This is a genomic window from Gottschalkiaceae bacterium SANA (assembly GCA_036323355.1).
Taxonomy (GTDB): domain Bacteria; phylum Bacillota; class Clostridia; order Tissierellales; family GPF-1; genus GPF-1.
The window spans coordinates 133,089-154,733 of the sequence record AP028876.1; the positions used below are offsets into that span (position 1 = coordinate 133,089).

Consider the following 21,645-nt stretch of genomic DNA (forward strand, 5'->3'; position numbering starts at 1 on the left):
GTAACGTGTATTCTGGAGGGATATCTATGAAGAAGACACCCGTACTCATCCTTGTCTGGATGGCGCTCATCTTGTTTGTCTGTTGCACAAGCGCAGGTTTTGCGGATGAGGGGTCAATTAATCAAGTGAATAGTGAGCCACTCGATATGGAGATTCTCTCACCAGAGGGAAACTATGTGTCTTCGACTGGAAAAATTCCCATCTCATTGCAGTCAGCTGGAGGAAGTATTGTCACGGTGAAGATTTATCCGATGGATTCGGAATATTTAGCCATGGGAAGTTTCCGATTGGATGTCAGAGACATGGTTGTTGAATACCATGCAGCTGTTTTACCAGCGGTGCAAAGATTGACGGATGAAGGGCTTGGAGATCTTGGAACGAACGAGTTGGACGAAGTAATCGAAACGGAGACCAAAGCCGAGACGATAGAACTTCCCTACTTGCCGAGCAAGATGTTTTCGGAAACCATTGGTCAGACGGGCCGTTGGTTGTATGAATTGTCCTTGAAGCCTGGGCGTTATATCCTTTTGATTCAAACCGAAGGGAATATGATGCGATCGGAAGAATACGTATTATCTGTTACCGTAACGAGTATGGAGCGGGCAACCGAGTTTTTGGAGAAGCTAGAAGAAGCTGAGTCTTCTTATAGCAGTCCAGCCGTATTAGCCCCCATCCAGCGGCCGCTTTCCATGTACTAAGAATCTGGAGAGGCTTGAGAAAGAATCTAGTGATTGCAATGATTGTAGTGATTTGAAGTGTTGAAAATGCAAGAATTGCCAGCGATTTGCCAACGGGAAGAATCACTGGTTGGCAAAATAAATTTAATTCCGAATAGTAAAGCACCCGGCCGTGTAGACTGCCTAGTGCTTTTTTTTGTTCTTACGACAAGTTTTGTTTGGCTGCGGATTCGAAAATTTCAACTGATTGGCTTGCCATTGTTTCAGTGGCATGCGTATAGGCGTTGAGAGTTGTTTGGATATTAGCATGACCAAGACGTGCCTGCACGCCTTTGATATTCGCACCGTTTTCAATTAGCATGGTAGCATGGGTGTGCCGCAATGAGTGAAAGGTAAACTTAATCTCAAGTGAGTGGTGAATAACCTTAGCGGCATATTTGAAGATATCCTGGGTCACCATCTTGCCACTTTCTTGAGTGCATACTATTTTAAGCAATTCGGCTCCTTTGGGAGTTTCTGAAGCGGAAAACAAATGAATTCTCTTTCGGGGCTTCCTGGAACTCGGATCCGGCTCAGGGATAATGTATTGATCTAAGTAGTGTGGTCCATATTCAAGTCGATGCTCTAGCTGAAGTTTCCGGTGCTGCCGAAGCGCATCCCGCAGACTGCTGCCAATCTTTATGGTTCTCGTTGAGGCTTTGGTTTTTGTGGTACCGATGTACCATTTAGATTGATGTTTAATCAAGTTCTTTGAAATGCTAATGGTTCCTTTATCGAGATCTACATCATCCCATGTAAGAGACATTACCTCGCCAATTCGACAGCCGGCATAGTAGCCAATCATAATTGGGATAAAGTATGAAGACCCAAGGGGAAACCGCTCAATGATGTTCTGGAAGTCTTGGGTGCTGATAACGACGTGCGATTGCTGCCCTTCATCGTGGTCATACTTTGGCCTTTTCACATATTGCATGGGATTATCCTTGATGAACCCACATGGATGAACAGCATACTTCAAGGCTCCGGAGAGCGCACCTAGGATATTATATAAAGTGCTCTTCGCAATATTAGACCTATACTTTTCATTTGCAAACTCTTGCAAGATTGATGGAGTTAAGGCCTTCAGCTTATAGATACCGAGGGCTGGTTTGAAGTGCCGACGGATCATGACTTCATATGAACCCTGAGTATATGGTTTGCAATTTATCAACACGTGGTTTTTGTACCAATAGTCAAGATAGTCTGCGACTGAGATTTCCGCTGGTTGAAAATGCATGCCGGCATTCTCATATTCAAGCAAAGCGTTTCTAAGAGCTGCTTCGGCTTCCTTCTTGGTGCGGCCGCCAACGCGTTCGATTCTTTTTCTTTTACCGTCTACATTGGATGCTTCATAGGAAAAATACCACTTGCTGCCTCTTTTACGAACATGACCTTCCATTGATTATTGTTTCTCCTTTCATTGTCTTATCATTATTGTTTCAAATTCATATCGATAGTTCAGTTGTATCAAGGAATGCCATAGGTAAAGGGGTCGTAAATATAGATTGATGGCAAAGATGCCAAACATAGTGATCTTCCATCGCTCAGAGACCAATATAAAGCGGTGCAGGACATGTAGTATAGTTTGTGCTGAATGAGTTCGACCGTGACTTGGAACGCGTCGGCGAGCTCTTGCATGTATGAGACCGAACAGTCCTCAATGGTGCAGAGGAGTTGTTCAGTCGGGATTAAAAAATCGGAAGCCCATCTAGCGGCTTTTCCTTCTACCCGGTCACGTTGGATTCTATCATGGTAGCTCATAGCAGTAAGTGGAGATGATTCTCCAACAGATGTGAAATGGTGGCCAAGTTCTTCGGCTAGAATGCTCCGGTATTCTGGGCTTCCTTCAGCAAGATCACGATTCAATGCGATTCTCGACCGGTTGTCGGGGGAAAGATAGTAGAAACCATGAATCTTATTCGGCAAGGGGGCGAGTATGATTGTGATATGCTGCTCTTTGATGAGAGTGCATATTGTGTCACTGGATATCATTTTAGATCACCTCGTTGAAGTTGATAATTGAATATTATATCGAACAAGCGTTCGTGTCAAGAATAAAGGAGGAATCTACTGTAAAGTGTAAAGGTAACTTCTAGATTTTATTCCACAAAAATGACACATGTATACCATGTGTCAAAATTTAGGTTATATACTTTTTTAAGAAAATGCTTTGAATTTATGGCAGTTATTCTTTTCGAGTAATCTATGAATGGTCGAATGGTGTGACTATACTTATCATTTGTAATTCAAGGTGTTCTATTTTATTTCTTCGTCAAAAGTTAGTTTTGCAATTTCATCGGAAAAAAATTGGCGTTTTAAGTGTGCTGACATATTAGTATATTTTCTTCGAATTGTTTTAAGTGTCGCCCTTAATTCTTTTGAGAGCTCTTTTTTATCTTTATCTTTGTTTTCAAAATACAACGCGAATTTTAGTTCATCAGGTAATGTATTATGATTCTCGATTAGGAAGTTGTATGGTCTATCATTTAACAAATCGGAGGCGATATTTGAAATCATAAATAAGCTGAATGTTTTAATCTGTTCATCCTGGTCTGAAGTTTCAATTTCAAGCATTATATCTTCGACAAACTGATTAAAATAGGTGTAATCATAGTTTTCTCTAGCAAGTATTTGGAAAAACCATAGTAATTGCATTGTTGACAAATTGTAGAATATAGATTTTGAATATTCTTTATTACGTATTGATAGATAAAGATGTGAGTATTGAATGAAAATACTAGAAAGTATTTTAATAATGTCTTTATAGGGAGTATCATAAGCAGCTAATAAGAAATCAGAAAACATAATGCATTTAGAAAGCTCTCCATATTGATTTTTTGTATCAATTTCGATTAGCTCATTTAGAAAATCAGAACAATCTTTTTTCAACCCAATATAGAAAAAATATACAGACTTCCAATAATTTGTAAAAGCTTTTGGTGCAGCAGGCAGAGTTTTATTGTCTGATTGAATTTTGGATTTTGCATAATAATAATCAATAAAGGATCGATGTTTCACATATATTAAGTTATCAGGCCCAAGATAGAATAAATTACTACGAGCGAGTGTTTTATCTGCTAATTCTTTACCAGTAAAGTTATATGAACGATCTTCAATATGATTTTTGAAATAATAGACATATTCACTATATGAAAGTGAAGAACGTTGATTATCCAACATTTCTGTAGAGAGTCTTTGCAATACAATATCTATAACATTATATTCTGGCATGCTAATGACTTGTTCGCCCTCCCATTTCCCTAGGCAAACTTCTAAGTACTTTGTATATAGATCCGTTAGGCTAGATGGAATTTCTCGGATATTAATTTGATATAAAAGATCAGCAAGTATTAAGCCAACAATCGGGCTTTTTGAAATATCTTTCATCAGGATTGAATTGTTTAAATCATCAAGAAGTTGATCTGAAATTTGAATGTTTTCACACAACTTTTTAATTAATTCGAGTAGTTGCTGCTTTTTTAATGGTCGAATCCTTAGTGATACAAGATGATTGTGTAGTATTTCATCTTTATTTGGAAGGTGAAATGGTCTTGTAGAAATAATTACTTTCATATTTTTTGAGTCTAGTTCCTGTAGCATAGTGTGCAAGTGATCAAGTTGATCTGAAGAATTTTCCATTCCTTCATCCATCCCATCAATGAGGAATAAAAACACATTGTTTGAAGGAAGAACGGCTATTTTTTCATCACTGAATTTATCTGTAATTACTGAAGTAAAAGATAGATTGTAGATTTTTAGAAAATCAGTATATCTTAAGTAAATTGGGAAAAGAGATTTTTGAAAATAGGTTTCTTGAGCAGAATAATTTTTACATAGATTACGTAATAATTTGGATTTTCCAAAACCCATTTCACCGTCAATTAAAATAAACTTTTCAGTTTCAATTATTTTATCAATATCTACTAACTCAGCTTTATGAGTATAATTTTTGTTTTTAGAACCTTTTTTTGTAGTGTCTTCACTATCAAAGATATGAGTTTTTTCTATAGTAGGATCGATATATAATTCAGAGTCGATGCTTTTACAAATAGCAAGATTCATACTTTTATCGATTTGAATTATTTCTGTGTTAGTTTTGGTAAGTTCATTTGCAACTATGGGATGATTCCCGATCCAGTAATTCGGAAAATACTTATCTATCAATCTAACGATCGATTTACCATCAAAGAACTTTATTGTTGTTTTTGGATAAGCTTCTTGAATTACTTGCTGTGAGTGTTTCGAGATGCTTTCGATTGTAGTAACTATGATTTCTGTTATAGAAATTTTAGCATCCAATTCTAGTATGTCGTGAGAATGCAATAACGCTGTGTTAATTTGTATAGTTACATCGTGTAACGCAGATGAAGTGATTTTTGTTTTTTTTGCTACTACACCAATATTTGTGACGGTGCCATCTTCGGGATCAGTACGATGAATGATGAAGTCGGCCCCAAATTCTTGTTGCCCGTGATTATAAATAACCTTACTGGATGAATACATTTTTTCAAATAGCATTTCAAGTAGGGGATGAAAATCAGTTACTTCGCTTTTGATTTTATTTAAGAGTATACTTCTTTTTTTGGCGCTCATTATAACTCCTTTTTAGTGATATATTTAATTACTATTCTTCTTCACATGTTGATACAGCTCATTGCAAACGAGGCAATCATCGATAGAGTTGTGGGATCCCAAGTGATCCAGGCCAAGACGCTCTTTCCAGTCGGTAAGTTTGTTGTGTCTGTGGTCGAAGGTCTTGCGACTTAAGCGAAGTGTATCTAATACGTAATTTGGAATCTCTTCACCATGATAATGCAGCACGAAATTCATATCGAATGAGGCATTGTGTGCAACCAGGGTTTCTTTGCCGGCAAAGGATAGGAATGCCGGGAGTGCTGTATCGACCGATGGCGCATCTTTGACCATTGAGTCATCGATACCGTTGATCTTTGTGATCCGGGAAGAGATATGGCCAGATGGCTTCACGTATGAATGGTAACGGTCTATCTCTTCATTGTTTTTATATTTGATTGCCCCGATTTCAATAATCTCGGAATCTGTTGGTTTGAAGCCGGTTGTTTCCAGGTCGAATACCACATAATCATCCATGAGTTTTCTACGTTTGCGGTATGTGAGTTTTGGGGCGGTTACTTTCTGTTCCTTCGCGGGCTTGTATTCTTCGAAGGTAAAAGAGCCTCGTTCGTCTTGGCCCTTGGTAACTTTAACTTCTGTGGATCCTCGTGTTTCAGTATATTGCTCTGAGCTAGAATGAGATGATGGGATAGTTTTACTGCGCTTTGAGACTATGTAGCTTGGTATCAGAATAACGATGCCTACCACTATGGTTTTCATGGCTTCGCCCACACCATCTGAAAAAGAGGTTATACCGGCCAAAATTGCTAGGCCGCCAAATATCATACCAATGGTCCAGATTCTATTTTTACTTTTCTTCATAGCTTCCTCCCGAGGAATATTTTACTTTGACTAATGGATATTTAAACGAGCCATTTTTCATGTCAACCATCTTATAAAATCTGTCTAGGACAAGTTACTCTTAACTGTCGGAAATTTGTTGATTCTCATATTTATTCGAGATGATAGACGGAAGAACTTTAGAGTAACTAGTTTAGTAATATTCTGGTTCATATAATTTTTTATACTCTCTCGCAGCATATTGGTCTGTCATGGAACCGATATGATCACAGATTAAACGAATAAATTCTGGATCTTTTTTTAGTTCATGAATATTATCTTCAATTTTCAATCTATCAACCGACTTACCTTTCTTTTTGTAATACCTATTCAAAATATAGTCAGGAAGTTGCTGAGGATGATTATAATATCCATCGAATAGTTTTTTTATGATAAACTCAGCTTTTAAATCAGATTTCGTAACCTCTTGAGATGCTATGACTAGTTGTGTTATTAAATTTGATAAGTTTTTATGCAGTTCCTTTTTCCCTTCAGAAAAATCGACTAGCTGATCATGGTATACATCATCATAATTTGTGAAATTGGGTATTTTTTTTGGATCTATCTTAGCTAATCTATCTTTTGTTGTAGTGCAGACATCGCTAATAAGGTCGCCGACCATAAATTTTATTAGAATGTTTCGGTAATCAACTGTTTCTTTCAAATCATTCCAATTTATCCCTTTATTATCAATTATCAGGTTTATTAATTTATCATCCATAATCATCTCTTTGGTAATAATTTTAGCGCGTATCCCATCTTCTAAGTCATGCGTGCATTGGGCTATTTCATCTGCTATTCCAACTACTTGTCCTTCTAGTGTGAAAGAAGGCTTATCAATTTTGATGTTTTCAAGATCTAAAGTAGAATAATTGACTTCAACTTTAGTGCTCTCTAGCTTATTTGTTCTCATAACTTCTCGTGGTATTCTGATTTTGGAATCTGTATGTTTTAGAATTCCTTCACGAACACCAAGGGATAAATTCAATCCATGATACTTACTCGTTCTTTTTTCGAGATTATCAATGATTTGTAAGCTCTGGAAATTATGTTTGAACCCACCATAGTTAAATTCATTTAGATTGTTAGTTGAGTTACCTAAATTCCCTGATATTAGCAGATGCAATGTTCTTTCACCAACATGACCAAAAGGGGTATGACCCAGATCATGACCTAATGCTATTGCTTCGGTTAGCTCGTCATTTAAACCCAAGTATTTGCTTATTGACCTTGCAATTTGTGAAACCTCCATCGTATGAGTAAGTCTATTACGATAATGATCACCTAAATTAGCATTGAATATTTGAGTTTTATGCATTAATCGTCTAAATGCTCTTGAATGAATTATTCTATCTCGGTCTCTTTGAAAAGGTAATCGTAATTCCGCATTTTCATCAGCGCTACAACCCTCGCGTTCATCAACTTGCCTCTTAATCAATATGGGTGCATCGCTTTTTGCTGCATATTGACTTAAATAATCTTTTTCCCTTTTCAGCAGTTCCTTATAATTCATTCTTCTTCTCCTTCTCGATAACGAAAATTAATATTGGATTTCAAGATTGACAATATGTTTGGGTTAAAGTTGGCAACTTAAGTTTTATACTCGTTAGAAATTGAAAACAGTCATGCCAGCAGATGTAAGTTAGTAACTAAACAAGAGACCTATTACTGGAAGAGCCTGTTTAATAATATTCATGATATTCTCATTTTTGTCTAAACGTTTTCTTAATTAATGGAAATTCCATCAATATATTAGTTTACAAAGAAAGAACACAGGTTTCCCTGTGTTCTTAGTCGTCTCTTTTGGTTTTTATATAGTCTATATATCTTTTCACTTCTTCCAGCTCTTCTTCGGTGAGGTCCTCAGTGGTGTGGAAAGCGAGGGTTTCCGTATGATGCCTCACATTTGTTTTATCTAGTAAATAATCTACAGAGATATCAAAGTACTCTGCAAGAAGTTGAAGTGTTTCAAGGTTCGGTTCAATACGGCCATTTTCATATTTGGAAATTGTCGCATTCGTCGTTTTTATTGTTTTTGCTAATTCTTCTTGCATTAATCCTTTTTCAAGCCGTAAAGCCTTTAGCCTTTCTGGAAAACCCATAAATATCACCTCTGTAATATTTTACTATATCCAAAATGGAAAAAGGGGATACTTTCCATAATCGAAAGTATATGTGGAAAAAGCGTTGACATTTTCCAAAATGGACAGTATAATGAAATTGTCGCAAATGGAAAACGAAAGGAGGTTTACCAATGTATGTTGGATTGAGAAAGCTTCGAAAAAACAAACAAGTACCTGTTCGTGTGTTAGCAGGGCTCCTGGGTCTGAAAACTGAGGCGTCATATTACAAAAAAGAGAGTGGTCTCATCAAATTTTCGGTTGAAGAAGCTAGAAAAATTGCAGAGTATTTTGAGATGTCGATCGAGGATATTTTTTTTGGAGGCTCACTGTCGCAAATGGAAAATTTGTTTATAAATTCAGTTAAAGACACCAAATACTAAATTGAATTTCCCGTCATTGTCAAAAAAGAAGGAAGTGAAGTTATGTATAAGCAATTTACAGTATTGCTGATGGAAAAATCAAACGGTTAAAGGAAATGAATCAACAGAAGACTGAGGATTTTTTACAACTGAAAAAGAAATGACGGCCATTTGCATGACCGTATCAGTGAGGTGAGTAATGCGATTGTTGGTGATTGATCAGAGAGCGAATCTGATCACGATAGAGATGAGACGTGCTGCTAGAGGAATAGCAAAAGATATTGCAGAATTGGTTCACCAGGGACACGATTTTGATGAATTAATCCGTGAGGGCAGAGTGCTTCTCCAACGGACCCTTGATGAGCTTTGTGAACTCTTTCTATTGTAATTGTACTGGAAATTGAATTGATAATTCACCGGATTGTTACCGGTTGAATAAATACTTTTGGAGGTGAGTATATGTCGTTTTCACAAGAATTATTGGTCCAACGTAAAAAGAACGGTATGAGTCAAACTGCTTTGGCCATGGCCATTGGGGTGACCCAATCCACGATATCGGATTATGAATCAGGTCGTGATGTTCCCCAGGAAAATGCATACAGGCTGAGTAAAGTACTAGAGAGCGATCGGCTTCTCGCAGTACATTGCTTCGAGTATAAGACCGGATTCTTTAATGTACCGGTATTGAATGGGGTGGATGACCATAATGTGGTTTGCATGGGCGTGTTGATTGAAGAGGCAGCAGAACTGATCTCTAATCTCGAACGGTTGCGGAAGCTAGTGGTGAACAAACGGGACCGAAGAGAGTTCAATAAAGAAGAGTGGCAAAGACTGCTTCAACATGAAGAACAGGTACTTGATATTATGCCGGCAATTCAGATGCACTTGATTGAAATGTCTGAGCTCTATGGATTGGATCTGCATGATCTTGAGTTCCGGTTAGAACAGAAAATGAAACGGAAAAAATATTATAAAAAATAATAAGGGAGGCAACAATGGAAGATGTATTGTACACGGTTCAGGAGGTATCAAAATTAATCAAGACAAACCCTACTTATGTCTATTCTTTAATTAGGAAAGGTTATCTACCAGCATTGAAACTTGGAAACTATAAGGTGAGGCGAACGACTCTAATGGATTTTTTGGAGAAATATGAAGGTAAAGATCTGACCGATCTTGAACAAATCAAGAGTTACCCGGTAGATTGCGTGATGAGTAAAGTGGTTTAAATAGGATTTGTAGGAAGAGAAGATGAAATGGGAGGGGCAATGGTGAAAACTAAACGGAATCTTGAGGAAATAAGTAAAAAAAATAGACCCGCACTGCAATGCGGATCCGACGAGTATTCGGCTAAAAATCTCTCTATTTGAGTATAGCAGATTGTTTGCTGGAAATGAATAGAGATATGCAAGGGGGAAAGGGTTAATGAAGCACGTAGATAAGCTGAGAGAGGACTGGGCGAAACACTGCAGGGTTCACTGTTGGAAGTATCGTGACAAGGTTCGGGCATTGAATGAGAAGGTCAAAACGTTGCAGATAGAGCGAGACAGCTATCTTGGGATCCATGAATACCACAATGCAGATATGAAGGATGAAGACATAGAGATTGCTAAAAAGCAATTGAAGGAGTGTTCACCAATAAAATTTCAAGAGTTTGCAAAGAGAGAATTTGCAAAGGACTATAAAGAGATCGTTGGAGTTCATGATTTGACAGAACAGGATCGATTGTTCTTTAGAATTTACTTTTACCGCGAGTATTTGGGATCCAAAGTGAATGATGTGATCAAGCTGCTAGGAACCAATTACAAAGCCTACTACAAAGTATACAGTGCAGGGATGAAGTTATTTTTCCCCGAGGATGAGACACAAGAAATATCAGAGGTGGGGTGAGGAGATGGCAAGACCACTTAAAGAAGGTATAGATTATTTTTCGTTGGATGTGTTCCCTGATGAGAAGGTTGGATATTTAGAAGCTACATATGGAGCAGAAGGTTACTATTTTTGGATCAAGCTGCTTCAAAAGATTTTCGCGAATGGATATTACATTAAATGGACGAAATTTTCAGTAGCGGCCATGAAACGAGCAACGGGAATTGACATGGAGAAGATTAAAGAAATTTTGGAATGCTGTTTGGAAGCTGATTTATTTAGTCGGTCTCTGTATGAAGGACATGGCGTTATTACTTCCAGAGGGGTTCAAAAACGATTTTACATGGCAGCAAGAAAGCGTAAAGAGGTGAATGTCATTCCGGAATATGTTCTACACGATAAATTGATGAAGTGGTATGTCGGCAATAATCCGGAAGAAACTTACGAGCAATCATCAAACGGACAGGAAAAACCTGACAATAACCAAGTTTTAAACGACGATAATGCGGAAGAAATTCCGCTACAAGAACTAAATGGTCAACAAAAACTTAGCAATAACCATGGTAGTGAGGGTTTAAATGAGGAGAAAACCTCTTCACTTAAGGAGTTTCCGCAAGGTTTCTGTGAAGTTAATGCGGAAGAAACCATATCGGGGAATAAGTTTCCGGAAGGTTTCCGCGGGAATAATCCGGATGAAACCCGGAAGAAATCCGGCCAAAGTACACAAAGTAAAGTAAAGGAAAGTAAAGTAAAGAAAAGTAAAGAAGAGAAGAGTAAAGACCTTATGCCCTCACCACCCAAAATCACCTATGCTGAAAACGTAAAAATGACTGAGCAGCAACACCAAAAACTGATTGACGAACTAGGCGAGGTTGGAACTAAGTGGGTGATTGATAAGCTGAGCGCTTACAAAACTGGCAATGGTAAAAAGTATGAGAGTGATTATCACGTGATGAGGAATTGGGTCATTGGTGAATACCTAAAGAGATATCCGGAAAGGGGTGTAGCTCATGCAGGGCTTGAACCAGATCTTAGTCAGCGAGATTGGAATAAATTCTAGGCGAAGGAGTAAACCTAAGCAATATAACTGCTCGATCTGCAAAGATACGGGGTGGGTGAATGTGATAGGGGCTGATGGACGAGAAGCTTGTAGGCGCTGTGAATGCTTTAAGAGGCAAAAAGCAGTGAGGGCATTGAAAGCTAGTGGGATTGCAGGGGCATTTCAAAATCGCACCCTAGATAATTACATTCCAAAAACCCCAGTACAAGCTGATGCACTGAAGCGTGCAAAACGATTTGTTGAGGTCTGGGGGAAGTACGATGATATGCACATGAACTTCCTACTGCTTGGTCAAAATGGAGCAGGTAAAACGCATCTTTCGATTGGGATTGCGAATGAATTGATCAAGAAAAATGTATTGGTCCGGTATGTGACTTTCCATGAACTGATGGATATCTTCGCGAAAGCCAAGGGTCGAGATAAGCAGATCCATACGCTTATCGATCAATACAAAAAGGCTGATCTTCTGGTGATTGATGATGTGTTCAGGACAACGATCCGCGAGTGGAACGGCAGCAAAAGTCTATTGATGAGTCACATCGATGCAATGTTTCGGATTATTGACTATCGGTACTTTCAGGAAAAAGGCATGGTGATCACCAGTGAGTTGACAGGAGATGGATTGCTGGATCTGGACCAAGCGATAACGGGGCGATTGTTGGAATATGCTCGTGGCAACATCGTTGAATTCAAGGATTCAAAGTTGGACCATCGGATCTATGGCGAATAGAATGATCAATCGTGTTTCATGTAACTCGTTAGGCAAGAATGCAGTTTTGACTATGAGCAGAGGATTCTGTAGCAAGGACATAAATTTAGGAGGCGTGAGTGAAATACATCGTGAGAATTTTATTAATATTTGGAGATTCAATGGATTGGATCAGCTGTATCAAAAGCCAGTCGGCAAGGAAGAGTTTAAAACGTTTATCAGGGAGAAGAAGTCATGCAAAGACGAAGATGTGAACAATGCGGGTCGGTATGGTATTCGGCCGCAGCCGAAGCTGATTGGATATGTGATACCTGCAAGTCCTTGATCAAAACGGGGAGTTGCGAGGGAGTTGATATTCCAAGGCATGCTCTTACTGGAGAGTCAATCGAGCATAAAGGTGAAAAGGCTAAAGTGACGTTTGAAATGACAGGTTAGAGATTATCCTATGTGAGCGAAATTAGGCAAGGAACAAGTAATTACTAGCGTATGTAAATTGAGAATTAAGAATTAAGAATAATCGGAGGTGCAGTTATGTTAAAGCAAGTACCAGTATCAAGAAGAGAATTTGGTTTTCAAAGAGGTCGTGTTTCTGATGAGACCAAGAAGTACTTTGAAGCAGAGATGGGGAGACCATTGCTTGAACGTGAGGCGAGAGTATATGCTCATTTGCATTATTGCCTGGTGAATAATGCAGAGCCTGATATTGCTCCTGGTGAACGAAAAGTGATTGATACACTGCTCGATGAGGGAAACATGTGGATCGTTGCGCAGAAAGTTTTTATCAATCCGGATTTTTACCCCGTTATGCATGAGGTGATCTATGACGCGTATGTTGAAAATGTTCTGATCACACGAGAAGAGTTTGATATGCATTTATCCGAAAGTAAAATTAAAAGGAATATTAATTCTGAACAAGAGTCGATGATGTTAAAAGAAGAACCTGAATCATTGATGCTAGTGAATTGAGAATAGGATCTGCATAAGGCTTAAGAGACAAGCAGTAGCGCGGAAAGTTGTAAATTGATGGATAAGACGAGAGGAGAAAGTGAATGAGAAAATTAGCAGAAGTGAAAATAGACTGGGAAAAAGCGATGGTGGAGACCCATGAGATATTGACAGCAGAGATCAAAACCTATGTCGATGGTTATGTAGAAAAAGCTGAAGCGGGCTTGGGGAGAAAACTCGATGGTAGGATTGAGTTGTTTAGCTTGATGGAAACCGATGGTTTCTGGGAGAAGATCATAGCTGAGGATCCATTTGAAAATGTTGGTGATGTGAATAACGACTATTTGATTCTTGACATGGATTGGGGTTCATTCATCCATATTGTAGCAGGTCAAATGATCGAGGAGTATGGTGAGTCGGAGTGGAAGCCGCTATTTAACAAAAAGCCGATCTTGGATGATTGAACAATAGTTTCGATTTTTCAGAGTCAATGTGAAGCTGGTCACAGCTAAAGGAATTTGGGGAAAGTTAAAGATATGCGGATGGGGTTTTCAGTCGTAAAGCAAGAAATTTGTAACTAAGAAGGGTGGGGAATGAATGATTAAAACGAATAAATGGATGTTTAATGATTCTCATGATGGATCATGGTGCGGTGATAAATTTGATTCGTGGGAAGATGCAATTGAGGCAGGAGTACAGGAGTTTCGTTCTGGTGTTGATGAATATGGCCATACGAGAGAGTGCTTTTACATTGGAATGATAATCGATCCTTGTTTGGCTCCAGTTGATTTTGGTTGTTTGATCCAAGATGCGCTTGAAGAGGAGCACTGGGAGTTGGGTGGTGAATTCTTCGATGGCTTTACATTCAAAAAAGAGCATATTAACGAATTAGGAGATGAGATCCAGGTAGCTGTTGAGAAATGGATGAAAAAGCATGGATACTCACCAGGTTATTATTTGATTCGAGAAACTGAGAGGGTTGAGTTGATTCTTGAAGAGCATTGATGTAGGAGAGGGCGATGGAAGAAGAACTATTGGATCTATTGTACAAGCAAACGCGTCTTGTTACCGAATGTGATTTGAGCGATCCTTTGGTTCAGGATAATCTTTTGGAATTGAGCAATCAAATGCAGCACAAAATAATCAATGGACGGTGAGTTATGCCAAGACAGATTGAAAAGAAAGAGAAACTTGAGGAGCAGATAACAGAGTATATTCATGTATCGTTATCGATGCTAGAAGCCCAGGGAGGGTTGGGTCATTTCGATATTTCGATAAGTGTTCATCAAGATAATTTGAGCTGTAACCTGTTGCTTAAAGAGAAAAAGAAAATATAGCGGTCCTACCGGACATGCCGGCGGACACTTCTGATTGATACGCCAGGGGTGTCTTTATATTTGTAAGAGGGGTGGTAGGAATGGAAGTTGTTAAATGCTATGAGAAATTGTGTAGAGAGATTGAAAATTATGAAACACGACTAGAATCACTGATTGCTCAAAAGGAAGGAATTATGAAGAGATGGCTGAAGCCATTGGGCGACATTCAGGGGATTGATTACACGCGGACAAGGGTCCAAGGGGGCCGTCAAAGATTAGATATGGAGGAGGAACTCTTTCGTTTAGGAGAAACAGAAAAGAACATAGAAAAATACCAAGCGCTGTTGGAAAAACTCCATGGAAGTCTTAGCAGAATGAAAGAGCAGATCGATGAAATGAAAGGGTTGGAGTACAAGATTTCTTTTATGAAAAGGGTGGAAGGGAAGAGTCTGTTGGTGATTTCAGAGGAACTAAATTATTCGTATGGGTACATCAGAAAACTATCTAGTGAAATGAGTGGTTAATAAGAATGGCGATAATTTTATAGAATAGGACACCAGAAAAAGCAAAGGGTTATTTGAGCGAGTAACCAGGCATGTTTTCTGGGTGAAAGTGAGGAGGGGTATTGTGAATGAGATGATGATATTTACAAACAAGGAATTAGGCGAAGTGCGAACACTGAGGATTGATGGTGAACCGTGGTTTGTTGGGAAGGATGTTGCGGTGGCTTTGGGTTATTCAGATTCAGATCAAGCCATTCGAAAGCATGTTGATGATGAGGATAAGCTAACCCGTCAAATCAAAGGGTTAGGTCAAAATCGAAATATGAAGCTGATCAACGAGTCAGGATTGTATTCTCTGATCATGACCAGCAAGCTCGAATCTGCAAAAACATTTAAGCGGTGGGTCACGAAGGAAGTGTTGCCTTCAATCCGGAGACATGGTCTTTATGCAACCGAGGATTTACTAGAAAATCCTGATCTAGCAATTCAAGCACTGCAGAGATTGAAAAAGGAACGTAAACAAAAGCTGCAGCTACAAAAGAAAATTGAATTAGACCAAGTCTACACAGATTTTGGTAGATCGATATCCAAAGTAGAGGATGGGATCTTGATTGGTGAGTACGCTAAATTATTGAAGTCTGATGGAATTGAGATCGGACAGAATAAACTGTTTGCCTGGATGCGCGGGAATGGATATCTTATCGGATCTGGGAAGCGAAAAAACAGTCCGATACAGAAATATCTAGAACGGGGATTGTTCGAGGTAACAGAGACTATTATTCACACGAGAAAGGGGGATAAGGTGATATTAACAACTCTCCTTACTGGGAAAGGGCAGCTATACTTTTATGAAAAGCTGAAGACTCAGTTTGGCTTGGAGGTGTCGTAATGGGAAGGGCGATAAATAACTTGGACATAAATAGCAGGAGGTTTCGGAGTATCAAAAAGGCATTTGAGAAGGTGGGCGTTACTCCGGGAGATATTATCATTGATGACCAATCGTTCAAGGAGTTGGGGATAGATCCTGGATTGGCTAATACCATTGCTCAGGTGAAAAAGTATTGGGAGATGATAGTATAGCCAGAGATCAATCGAATATTCAAAAGACAGAGGATACCCTTTAGCGGGCATCCTCGTTGTATGCGACATGGGTAAATTTGGCGGATAATTGTGTAAAAAAAGGGCGAAAAACGGTGAAGAAATGCATGTTTTTTGCAGTCAGAAAAAATGAGTTCACCATATTTAGCAAATGTGTAACTGGTTTTTGATGAAGTGTCGAGATGCTGATGATTTCAATACTTAAGGCGGTTTTAGTGAGTTAAACACAATACTAAGATATGTTTAACTCAAACACCTATTATTTGGGAGTATTTGGAAAATGATTGAGTGTTCCAATCCTGAGTGTTTTGGAGAATTATCAGGGAAAACTTCGATGGTAAAAGTAGTCTTTTTGATGTGATCTGGAATGAATATCAGGGGAGATTAAGCGAGCAAACAGAGATCTGTTTATAGATGATCGATGCATACGACTTGCCTGGTCAAATCGAGAATGGTTTGGTAGATATTTGTGATTATTGATTGATCGGTATGTGCTGAAGGCTAGATTAAGAGCTGGTTACAGGGAAACCTGCAGGTGAATAGATCAAGAACCAGGTACCAAGGTTGCAGCTTATCCCGGATCCGGAACGAGTAGCCATCACATATGGAAATTGAGGGCTCATGGGAAGATGGATCCAGATGATCATGCCCTGGCATGATAGCCAGGGGTAGGGGGGTGCTCAAACTTTTGGCCAAAGCGAGGAGACCGAGCGGGTGGCCTTTTTCACACACCCGTAAAATTTGATTAAGGGGGGGAATAAACATTAATTCATTTTAGAAGTTTGTAGTGGGAAAGATCGTTGTTATCAATATTAATTGAATTATTTGAATTGATATGTCATGCTGAATGAGAAAGTTCTAGGAGGTGAGGTTGTTGGATTACACAGATTACATTAAAGAAATTCAAGATGCATCAAAAAACAACAAGTTGGTATTCTTTGTTGGTGCAGGTGTATCTAGATTAAGTGGTTATCCGAGTTGGACAGATTTGGTGAACGAATTTTATACAAAGCTTTACAAGAAAAGGAAGAAGCGAACGAAATTCTCGACTGAAGAGAACCTTCAAATTCCAGAAAAATTTTATCGAACCCGAGAGAAAGAGGATTTTGATAAAATTCTTAAGAAGATGTTTGGTGTCGAAAAGAAATCAAATATTGTTCATGAGAAGATGATGATACTTAATCCAGCCCATTTTATAACTACGAATTACGATGAATTGATTGAACAAGCGTGTAATAAGCGCGGGAAGTATTATAGTATAATCAGCTCGGATGATGATGTTGCACGAGTTGAGTCATCTAAATTCATTTTAAAGGTGCATGGAGATTTTAGAAATGGCTATAATAGTGAGAATATAGTTTTGATGGAAAAGGATTATCTGAACTATGAAAATAAGTATGCTTTAACAAGCAATCTTATGAAGTCCATTTTGGCAACGTATACTATTGTTTTCATAGGTTATGGCTTAGGGGATCATAATATAAAACTTTTACTGAATTGGGTGAAAAATCTTCAGAAGGATGGATATAAAGAACCGTTCTTTATCTTAACTGAGGATGAGCAACTGGATGATCCTACGAAAATTTATTACGAAGGTAAAGGGCTTCGAATAATTGAGTCCTGTTTAATCGATAACAATCAAGAAGAATCCTTCGAAAAGCGTTATGTAAAAGTTCTTGATAGGTTGACAGACCCATATGAAAATCATTACTTGGATGAGGATGAAAATCAAATTATAAATTATATTTATGATAAAATTTGTCCGTTGTTAAGGCTTTCAAGTATTCGGAAAGATGATTTTGAAATCGTGTTTGATATGAAGTACCATTTCAGAGCTGATGGCAGTATTTGTTGTAATAACAAAAGTGGAGTTAACTATTTGGAGCAATTCTTCACACTTGATGTAAATGCATTATCCGAAGAAAGTCAAAAGAAATATCATGAAATAAGGATTCTGTTTGAGCATAATGAGACTTGGTATGAATCGGAAGGCATTTTGGGTCCGAGAACAAATATATCACTGAAGATTCAAAATCCGATGTATCATTGTGACTTTAAGCATATAAGAGAATTGGCTCATCTTCCTACGAAGTCACTTTTAGATGAATATCAGCGAGCTTATTATTTAGCTTGTCTAGGGCGATTTAAAGAAGCTTATGAAATTCACAATATTATTTTAGGAAAGGCAAAGGATGAAGAAGATTGGCTAATGCATTATCTGTCACAAATTAATAGATATCGACTTTTTCAAACCATTATGTCTATGAGAGCTTATGGTGTGCAGAGTGGGGATGAAAGTTTTATCCAAAGAATTGAAGTGGAGATGAAAGATTATAAGATTAGCGATGTATTTGATAGCATGCCTTTTAACTTCCAAACGCAGTATAAGTCTTTGAAAACGTTAAGTGATAACTACTATATGTATTCAGATACAGTTAAATTGTTTGAAAGAATTACAAAGACTAACAAGCATATATTAACAGGTTCATATAGCTTTGGCTTTTCGCAAGCTAATTATGCGATTATAGAAATGTATGATAGTTTGAAATTTTTTTATGAAAACAAACTTTGGCTTACAAGTTTTAAAGATATGAAGGAATATGTCAAGAATTCTATCGTGTTAATGTTTGATTCAGCGGAGTATGAAGCAACTCGAGAGAGGCGACCAAATGATTTGTTCTTCGCATCAAGGAATTCATCGTTTACTGTTGATTATTATGACTTTGTAAATGTCTGTAAATCATTTGAGGTGGCAGATATTATTATTCTGGAAAGGAAATGTAATCTTAAGAGATTTGAATTCCAGGAACAACAGCATATTTGTCAATATATTATACGGATAGTGAATGAAGTTGTTTATCAGTTCTCGAATGGTGGTATGAATTATTTGTTTTATGTACTCTTTATGGAAGAAGCAAAATCGGCAGTATTTTTTGCGAAGTATATTCAGTTTTCTAATACTGATTACACAACAATAGTGAATGCTTTATTATTACATTATCCGTGGAGGGATGTTAATGAATTACAACGTTATCAGTGGACAGAAAGATTGTTCGTGATGCATGATTTGCCTATGGAAGTAATTCCAATAATTGAAGAGTACTTATTAGGACAAGCGTTGAAGCATAACGATGAAAAGTATTTCGATGATCAATCACATTGTTTTACTGGTCTCATAAGGCACTTTTATAAAGATTATGTATCGACAACTTTATCCTCATTTGTTTTTACCCTTGACGAAACACAAGATAGAATAGTCGATTTTATGTATCGCTTATCATTAATTCTAACAGATGAAGCAAAAGTGTATTTGAGAAGGTTGAAGAAGATTGAAACGATTACTGATGTGGTAGATGCTTTAAGAATTGGTGTGATAAGTGAGGTGGACGAGTATTCTGAAATAATAATTGATTACATAGAGCAAAGATTTACGGGAAAGAAGGGAGTTTGGGTAAAAGATGGTTCCTTACGAAGAATAGATAAATATTCTCTTGATTTTGCAATCAAGTATTTTCTCGGGAAATACAGAGATGAGCGGATGAAAAATTTTGTGGGGTTTAGTGATCAATTTGATTTGTTTGTATCCCCAGAAACCTTTGATTTTGAAAAATTTGAAGTGAGCTGGTTGAGATATTATAATCTCGAAGTGATCAAGGAAATGGCTAAGAATGAATATATGAGGTCACATCTATTAGAGACTCTAAAAGCAAGTGCAAAAGAATCTAAGGATAATAGATACTACGAGATTCTAGTAGCATGTTTCTTATAGCTATTACTCATACGACTGATTTGAAGCTTAAAAAATAGAACTATAAAGGATTTTTATGGTGAGGTGAAATTATGGCAGCGGCAAATCCAATTCGGGAAAAGCAATTGATTTATGATATAGCAGGATATTTGAGGAAGCAAAACGAAAGGGATTACATCCTTTTTATGTTGGGAATTTATTCAGGGTTGAGGATTAGTGATATTTTGAAATTGAAAGTTTCAGATGTTCGGGGGCAGGATCATTTTATTGTGACTGAGCAGAAGACGGGGAATGTACGGAAGATTATTATTAATCCGGAATTGCAACGGGAGATCGCGATCTATATTACTGGAAAAGATGACGAAGATTATCTCATACGCTCAAGGGAGAGTTATAACCGGCCAATATCAAGGCAAAGGGTGAATCAGATTCTTGAAGACGTTGGGGATAAATATAAAGTTCACTTGACTGCGCATTCATTGCGGAAAACATTCGGATATCATTTTTATGTGCAGTATGGAGAAAGGCACGCGTTGCCAATGTTGATGAAGATTTATGGCCATTCAAGAGAAACGCACACTTTATTGTATATTGGAGTGGAACAGGAGTATATTGATAGGACGTTGAGAAACTTTAGATTTTGATTAATTAAGTATGTTTTACTGTTTAGTTTGTCGTAATGAGGTGTATTACAAACTGGGTTTTTGTGACAGGAGGAAAGGCGTTGATATGACAGGGATTGAGGCGTTTTTCACGAATTTGTCAAAATGATAGAAACGACAAGCTCAAAGAGGTGCTAGGAAAACACATTCTAAGCCAGTAACCATGCGGGCTGTCCTATGGTTGAGGAGGTGATTTCGGGAAAATCGCCAAGTGATCTAGGAAATCGTGAAAAATACCAGGTGGAATTGTCTTGTTTCGAGTGTTAGATGAGGGTCCCACAAAGAAGAATTGAGAATGGAATAATGAGTAAAGATCAGCAGCATGTTGATCCGGATAACTACCGGGGAAGCGATGCGCTGATCTTTTTTGTTGTCTGAATAGCTGTATATCAGCAGTGTGGACGCAGGATGCGATTTGAGCCCGTTGAGTATCTTCTACGACAATAACCACATATTGACAACTAGAACGCGTGTACGGGCCGTATATGGCTTCAATGAGCTTTGTTTTATACATACATGCAAATAGGGGGAGGGGGGGTCAAATCTCTAGAGACGGTCGCAAGGGGACCGTTAGGTGGGCTTGCATTCATGTTCCCGCAAATTACAACAAGGGGGTATGTTTAGAGAACCTTAGTAAGAATCAGATGGTAAGTTAGAGGTTTTTAACAAGTCCAAGTAATCTTTAGTATAGATCAAAAACTTGAGTTCGTTTTTTATAAGATGGATAGCGCAGTTAGAAGATCAGTTTGCCTTGCAAAAGTAAACCATCGAATTGAATATATGAAATCATATCGTTACAATAGATTCTAATCTATTAAAGTGAGAACTTCGTAGTAATTCAAGTTGTGCTTAGATAGATAGCGATGCGGTTCATAAAAGTGAAGGATAATTTAACGAACTGAGATCATGAAGACTAGAGAGTGTAGTATATGTATGCAGAAATATATGACTGAAATTATGTTGTAATAAAATGTGAGACATAATTTAATTAAAGTGTTTGCAATATTTATAAAAGAAAGATAATATAGCTTTTATAGTAATTGTTACCTTAATACCATCTATGAA

24 protein-coding genes are annotated in these 21,645 nt (G+C 37.9%); 18 read left to right on the top strand and 6 right to left on the bottom strand.

Annotation, left to right across the window (positions count from 1 at the left end; translation table 11 throughout):
- The first annotated feature begins 26 nt into the window (after positions 1 to 26).
- The gene (locus AC25CA_RS00660) at positions 27 to 698 is read left to right on the top strand and encodes a hypothetical protein (protein WP_486815109.1); all 672 of its coding nucleotides are present in this window, start codon (positions 27 to 29) and stop codon (positions 696 to 698) included.
- A 181-nt stretch (positions 699 to 879) separates the two neighbouring features.
- On the opposite strand, the gene AC25CA_RS00665 is transcribed toward AC25CA_RS00660, so the two are convergent.
- The 6 genes from AC25CA_RS00665 to AC25CA_RS00690 form a co-directional block, all read right to left on the bottom strand.
- Positions 880 to 2,115, bottom strand: coding sequence for a site-specific integrase (locus tag AC25CA_RS00665; protein ID WP_486815110.1), 1,236 nt, complete (start codon positions 2,113 to 2,115; stop codon positions 880 to 882).
- 68 nt (positions 2,116 to 2,183) lie between these two features.
- Positions 2,184 to 2,708: an ImmA/IrrE family metallo-endopeptidase gene (locus AC25CA_RS00670; RefSeq protein WP_486815111.1), complete on the bottom strand. Its 525-nt coding sequence runs from the start codon at positions 2,706 to 2,708 to the stop codon at positions 2,184 to 2,186.
- A 264-nt stretch (positions 2,709 to 2,972) separates the two neighbouring features.
- Complete coding sequence (locus AC25CA_RS00675; RefSeq protein WP_486815112.1) at positions 2,973 to 5,309, bottom strand: NACHT domain-containing protein; 2,337 nt, start codon at positions 5,307 to 5,309, stop codon at positions 2,973 to 2,975.
- A 24-nt stretch (positions 5,310 to 5,333) separates the two neighbouring features.
- Entirely contained in the window at positions 5,334 to 6,170 is an 837-nt protein-coding gene (locus AC25CA_RS00680; protein WP_486815113.1) for a 3'-5' exonuclease, read from the bottom strand.
- Between the two features lie 172 nt (positions 6,171 to 6,342).
- Positions 6,343 to 7,701, bottom strand: coding sequence for a dGTP triphosphohydrolase (gene dgt, locus AC25CA_RS00685; RefSeq protein WP_486815114.1), 1,359 nt, complete (start codon positions 7,699 to 7,701; stop codon positions 6,343 to 6,345).
- A gap of 277 nt (positions 7,702 to 7,978) precedes the next feature.
- Positions 7,979 to 8,290, bottom strand: a complete 312-nt coding sequence (locus tag AC25CA_RS00690) for a helix-turn-helix domain-containing protein (protein ID WP_486815115.1) — start codon at positions 8,288 to 8,290, stop codon at positions 7,979 to 7,981.
- 152 nt (positions 8,291 to 8,442) lie between these two features.
- Here AC25CA_RS00690 and AC25CA_RS00695 point away from each other — a divergent pair, with 152 nt between their 5' ends.
- From AC25CA_RS00695 to AC25CA_RS00775, 17 genes are all read left to right on the top strand, one after another.
- The gene (locus AC25CA_RS00695; protein ID WP_486815116.1) at positions 8,443 to 8,691 is read left to right on the top strand and encodes a helix-turn-helix transcriptional regulator; all 249 of its coding nucleotides are present in this window, start codon (positions 8,443 to 8,445) and stop codon (positions 8,689 to 8,691) included.
- 178 nt (positions 8,692 to 8,869) lie between these two features.
- Positions 8,870 to 9,058, top strand: a complete 189-nt coding sequence (locus AC25CA_RS00700) for a hypothetical protein (RefSeq protein ID WP_486815117.1) — start codon at positions 8,870 to 8,872, stop codon at positions 9,056 to 9,058.
- A gap of 71 nt (positions 9,059 to 9,129) precedes the next feature.
- Positions 9,130 to 9,651, top strand: a complete 522-nt coding sequence (locus AC25CA_RS00705) for a helix-turn-helix transcriptional regulator (protein ID WP_486815118.1) — start codon at positions 9,130 to 9,132, stop codon at positions 9,649 to 9,651.
- Between the two features lie 14 nt (positions 9,652 to 9,665).
- Positions 9,666 to 9,899, top strand: a complete 234-nt coding sequence (locus tag AC25CA_RS00710; protein WP_486815119.1) for a helix-turn-helix domain-containing protein — start codon at positions 9,666 to 9,668, stop codon at positions 9,897 to 9,899.
- Positions 9,900 to 10,095: 196 nt separating this feature from the next.
- Positions 10,096 to 10,560, top strand: a complete 465-nt coding sequence (locus AC25CA_RS00715) for a hypothetical protein (protein ID WP_486815120.1) — start codon at positions 10,096 to 10,098, stop codon at positions 10,558 to 10,560.
- Positions 10,561 to 10,564: 4 nt separating this feature from the next.
- Positions 10,565 to 11,599: a DUF4373 domain-containing protein gene (locus AC25CA_RS00720; RefSeq protein WP_486815121.1), complete on the top strand. Its 1,035-nt coding sequence runs from the start codon at positions 10,565 to 10,567 to the stop codon at positions 11,597 to 11,599.
- A 124-nt stretch (positions 11,600 to 11,723) separates the two neighbouring features.
- Positions 11,724 to 12,329, top strand: a complete 606-nt coding sequence (locus AC25CA_RS00725; protein WP_486815122.1) for an ATP-binding protein — start codon at positions 11,724 to 11,726, stop codon at positions 12,327 to 12,329.
- 94 nt (positions 12,330 to 12,423) lie between these two features.
- Complete coding sequence (locus AC25CA_RS00730; RefSeq protein ID WP_486815123.1) at positions 12,424 to 12,633, top strand: hypothetical protein; 210 nt, start codon at positions 12,424 to 12,426, stop codon at positions 12,631 to 12,633.
- A gap of 206 nt (positions 12,634 to 12,839) precedes the next feature.
- Positions 12,840 to 13,274 carry a hypothetical protein gene (locus tag AC25CA_RS00735; RefSeq protein ID WP_486815124.1) on the top strand — a complete coding sequence of 145 codons (435 nt, stop codon included), beginning with the start codon at positions 12,840 to 12,842 and terminating at the stop codon, positions 13,272 to 13,274.
- Between the two features lie 83 nt (positions 13,275 to 13,357).
- The gene (locus tag AC25CA_RS00740) at positions 13,358 to 13,717 is read left to right on the top strand and encodes a hypothetical protein (RefSeq protein ID WP_486815125.1); all 360 of its coding nucleotides are present in this window, start codon (positions 13,358 to 13,360) and stop codon (positions 13,715 to 13,717) included.
- Between the two features lie 133 nt (positions 13,718 to 13,850).
- Positions 13,851 to 14,258, top strand: a complete 408-nt coding sequence (locus AC25CA_RS00745) for a hypothetical protein (RefSeq protein WP_486815126.1) — start codon at positions 13,851 to 13,853, stop codon at positions 14,256 to 14,258.
- A gap of 14 nt (positions 14,259 to 14,272) precedes the next feature.
- Positions 14,273 to 14,410 (top strand): hypothetical protein, encoded by a 138-nt coding sequence (locus AC25CA_RS00750; protein WP_486815127.1) that lies wholly within the window; start codon positions 14,273 to 14,275, stop codon positions 14,408 to 14,410.
- 260 nt (positions 14,411 to 14,670) lie between these two features.
- Positions 14,671 to 15,093, top strand: coding sequence for a hypothetical protein (locus AC25CA_RS00755; protein ID WP_486815128.1), 423 nt, complete (start codon positions 14,671 to 14,673; stop codon positions 15,091 to 15,093).
- 112 nt (positions 15,094 to 15,205) lie between these two features.
- Positions 15,206 to 15,961, top strand: a complete 756-nt coding sequence (locus tag AC25CA_RS00760; protein WP_486816582.1) for a BRO family protein — start codon at positions 15,206 to 15,208, stop codon at positions 15,959 to 15,961.
- Positions 15,961 to 16,152, top strand: coding sequence for a hypothetical protein (locus AC25CA_RS00765; RefSeq protein ID WP_486815129.1), 192 nt, complete (start codon positions 15,961 to 15,963; stop codon positions 16,150 to 16,152). Before AC25CA_RS00760 ends, AC25CA_RS00765 begins: the two co-directional genes overlap by 1 nt.
- Positions 16,153 to 17,044: 892 nt before the next feature.
- Complete coding sequence (locus AC25CA_RS00770; RefSeq protein ID WP_486815130.1) at positions 17,045 to 19,939, top strand: SIR2 family protein; 2,895 nt, start codon at positions 17,045 to 17,047, stop codon at positions 19,937 to 19,939.
- A gap of 71 nt (positions 19,940 to 20,010) precedes the next feature.
- Positions 20,011 to 20,562: a tyrosine-type recombinase/integrase gene (locus tag AC25CA_RS00775; protein ID WP_486815131.1), complete on the top strand. Its 552-nt coding sequence runs from the start codon at positions 20,011 to 20,013 to the stop codon at positions 20,560 to 20,562.
- Positions 20,563 to 21,645 lie beyond the last annotated feature (1,083 nt).

Coding starts and splice junctions, on each gene's coding strand:
- AC25CA_RS00660 (WP_486815109.1), top strand. CDS start 27: ATGAAGAAGACACCCGTACTCATCCTTGTCTGGATGGCGCTCATCTTG.
- AC25CA_RS00665 (WP_486815110.1), bottom strand. CDS start 2,115: ATGGAAGGTCATGTTCGTAAAAGAGGCAGCAAGTGGTATTTTTCCTAT.
- AC25CA_RS00670 (WP_486815111.1), bottom strand. CDS start 2,708: ATGATATCCAGTGACACAATATGCACTCTCATCAAAGAGCAGCATATC.
- AC25CA_RS00675 (WP_486815112.1), bottom strand. CDS start 5,309: ATGAGCGCCAAAAAAAGAAGTATACTCTTAAATAAAATCAAAAGCGAA.
- AC25CA_RS00680 (WP_486815113.1), bottom strand. CDS start 6,170: ATGAAGAAAAGTAAAAATAGAATCTGGACCATTGGTATGATATTTGGC.
- dgt (WP_486815114.1), bottom strand. CDS start 7,701: ATGAATTATAAGGAACTGCTGAAAAGGGAAAAAGATTATTTAAGTCAA.
- AC25CA_RS00690 (WP_486815115.1), bottom strand. CDS start 8,290: ATGGGTTTTCCAGAAAGGCTAAAGGCTTTACGGCTTGAAAAAGGATTA.
- AC25CA_RS00695 (WP_486815116.1), top strand. CDS start 8,443: ATGTATGTTGGATTGAGAAAGCTTCGAAAAAACAAACAAGTACCTGTT.
- AC25CA_RS00700 (WP_486815117.1), top strand. CDS start 8,870: ATGCGATTGTTGGTGATTGATCAGAGAGCGAATCTGATCACGATAGAG.
- AC25CA_RS00705 (WP_486815118.1), top strand. CDS start 9,130: ATGTCGTTTTCACAAGAATTATTGGTCCAACGTAAAAAGAACGGTATG.
- AC25CA_RS00710 (WP_486815119.1), top strand. CDS start 9,666: ATGGAAGATGTATTGTACACGGTTCAGGAGGTATCAAAATTAATCAAG.
- AC25CA_RS00715 (WP_486815120.1), top strand. CDS start 10,096: ATGAAGCACGTAGATAAGCTGAGAGAGGACTGGGCGAAACACTGCAGG.
- AC25CA_RS00720 (WP_486815121.1), top strand. CDS start 10,565: ATGGCAAGACCACTTAAAGAAGGTATAGATTATTTTTCGTTGGATGTG.
- AC25CA_RS00735 (WP_486815124.1), top strand. CDS start 12,840: ATGTTAAAGCAAGTACCAGTATCAAGAAGAGAATTTGGTTTTCAAAGA.
- AC25CA_RS00740 (WP_486815125.1), top strand. CDS start 13,358: ATGAGAAAATTAGCAGAAGTGAAAATAGACTGGGAAAAAGCGATGGTG.
- AC25CA_RS00745 (WP_486815126.1), top strand. CDS start 13,851: ATGATTAAAACGAATAAATGGATGTTTAATGATTCTCATGATGGATCA.
- AC25CA_RS00750 (WP_486815127.1), top strand. CDS start 14,273: ATGGAAGAAGAACTATTGGATCTATTGTACAAGCAAACGCGTCTTGTT.
- AC25CA_RS00755 (WP_486815128.1), top strand. CDS start 14,671: ATGGAAGTTGTTAAATGCTATGAGAAATTGTGTAGAGAGATTGAAAAT.
- AC25CA_RS00760 (WP_486816582.1), top strand. CDS start 15,206: ATGATGATATTTACAAACAAGGAATTAGGCGAAGTGCGAACACTGAGG.
- AC25CA_RS00765 (WP_486815129.1), top strand. CDS start 15,961: ATGGGAAGGGCGATAAATAACTTGGACATAAATAGCAGGAGGTTTCGG.
- AC25CA_RS00775 (WP_486815131.1), top strand. CDS start 20,011: ATGGCAGCGGCAAATCCAATTCGGGAAAAGCAATTGATTTATGATATA.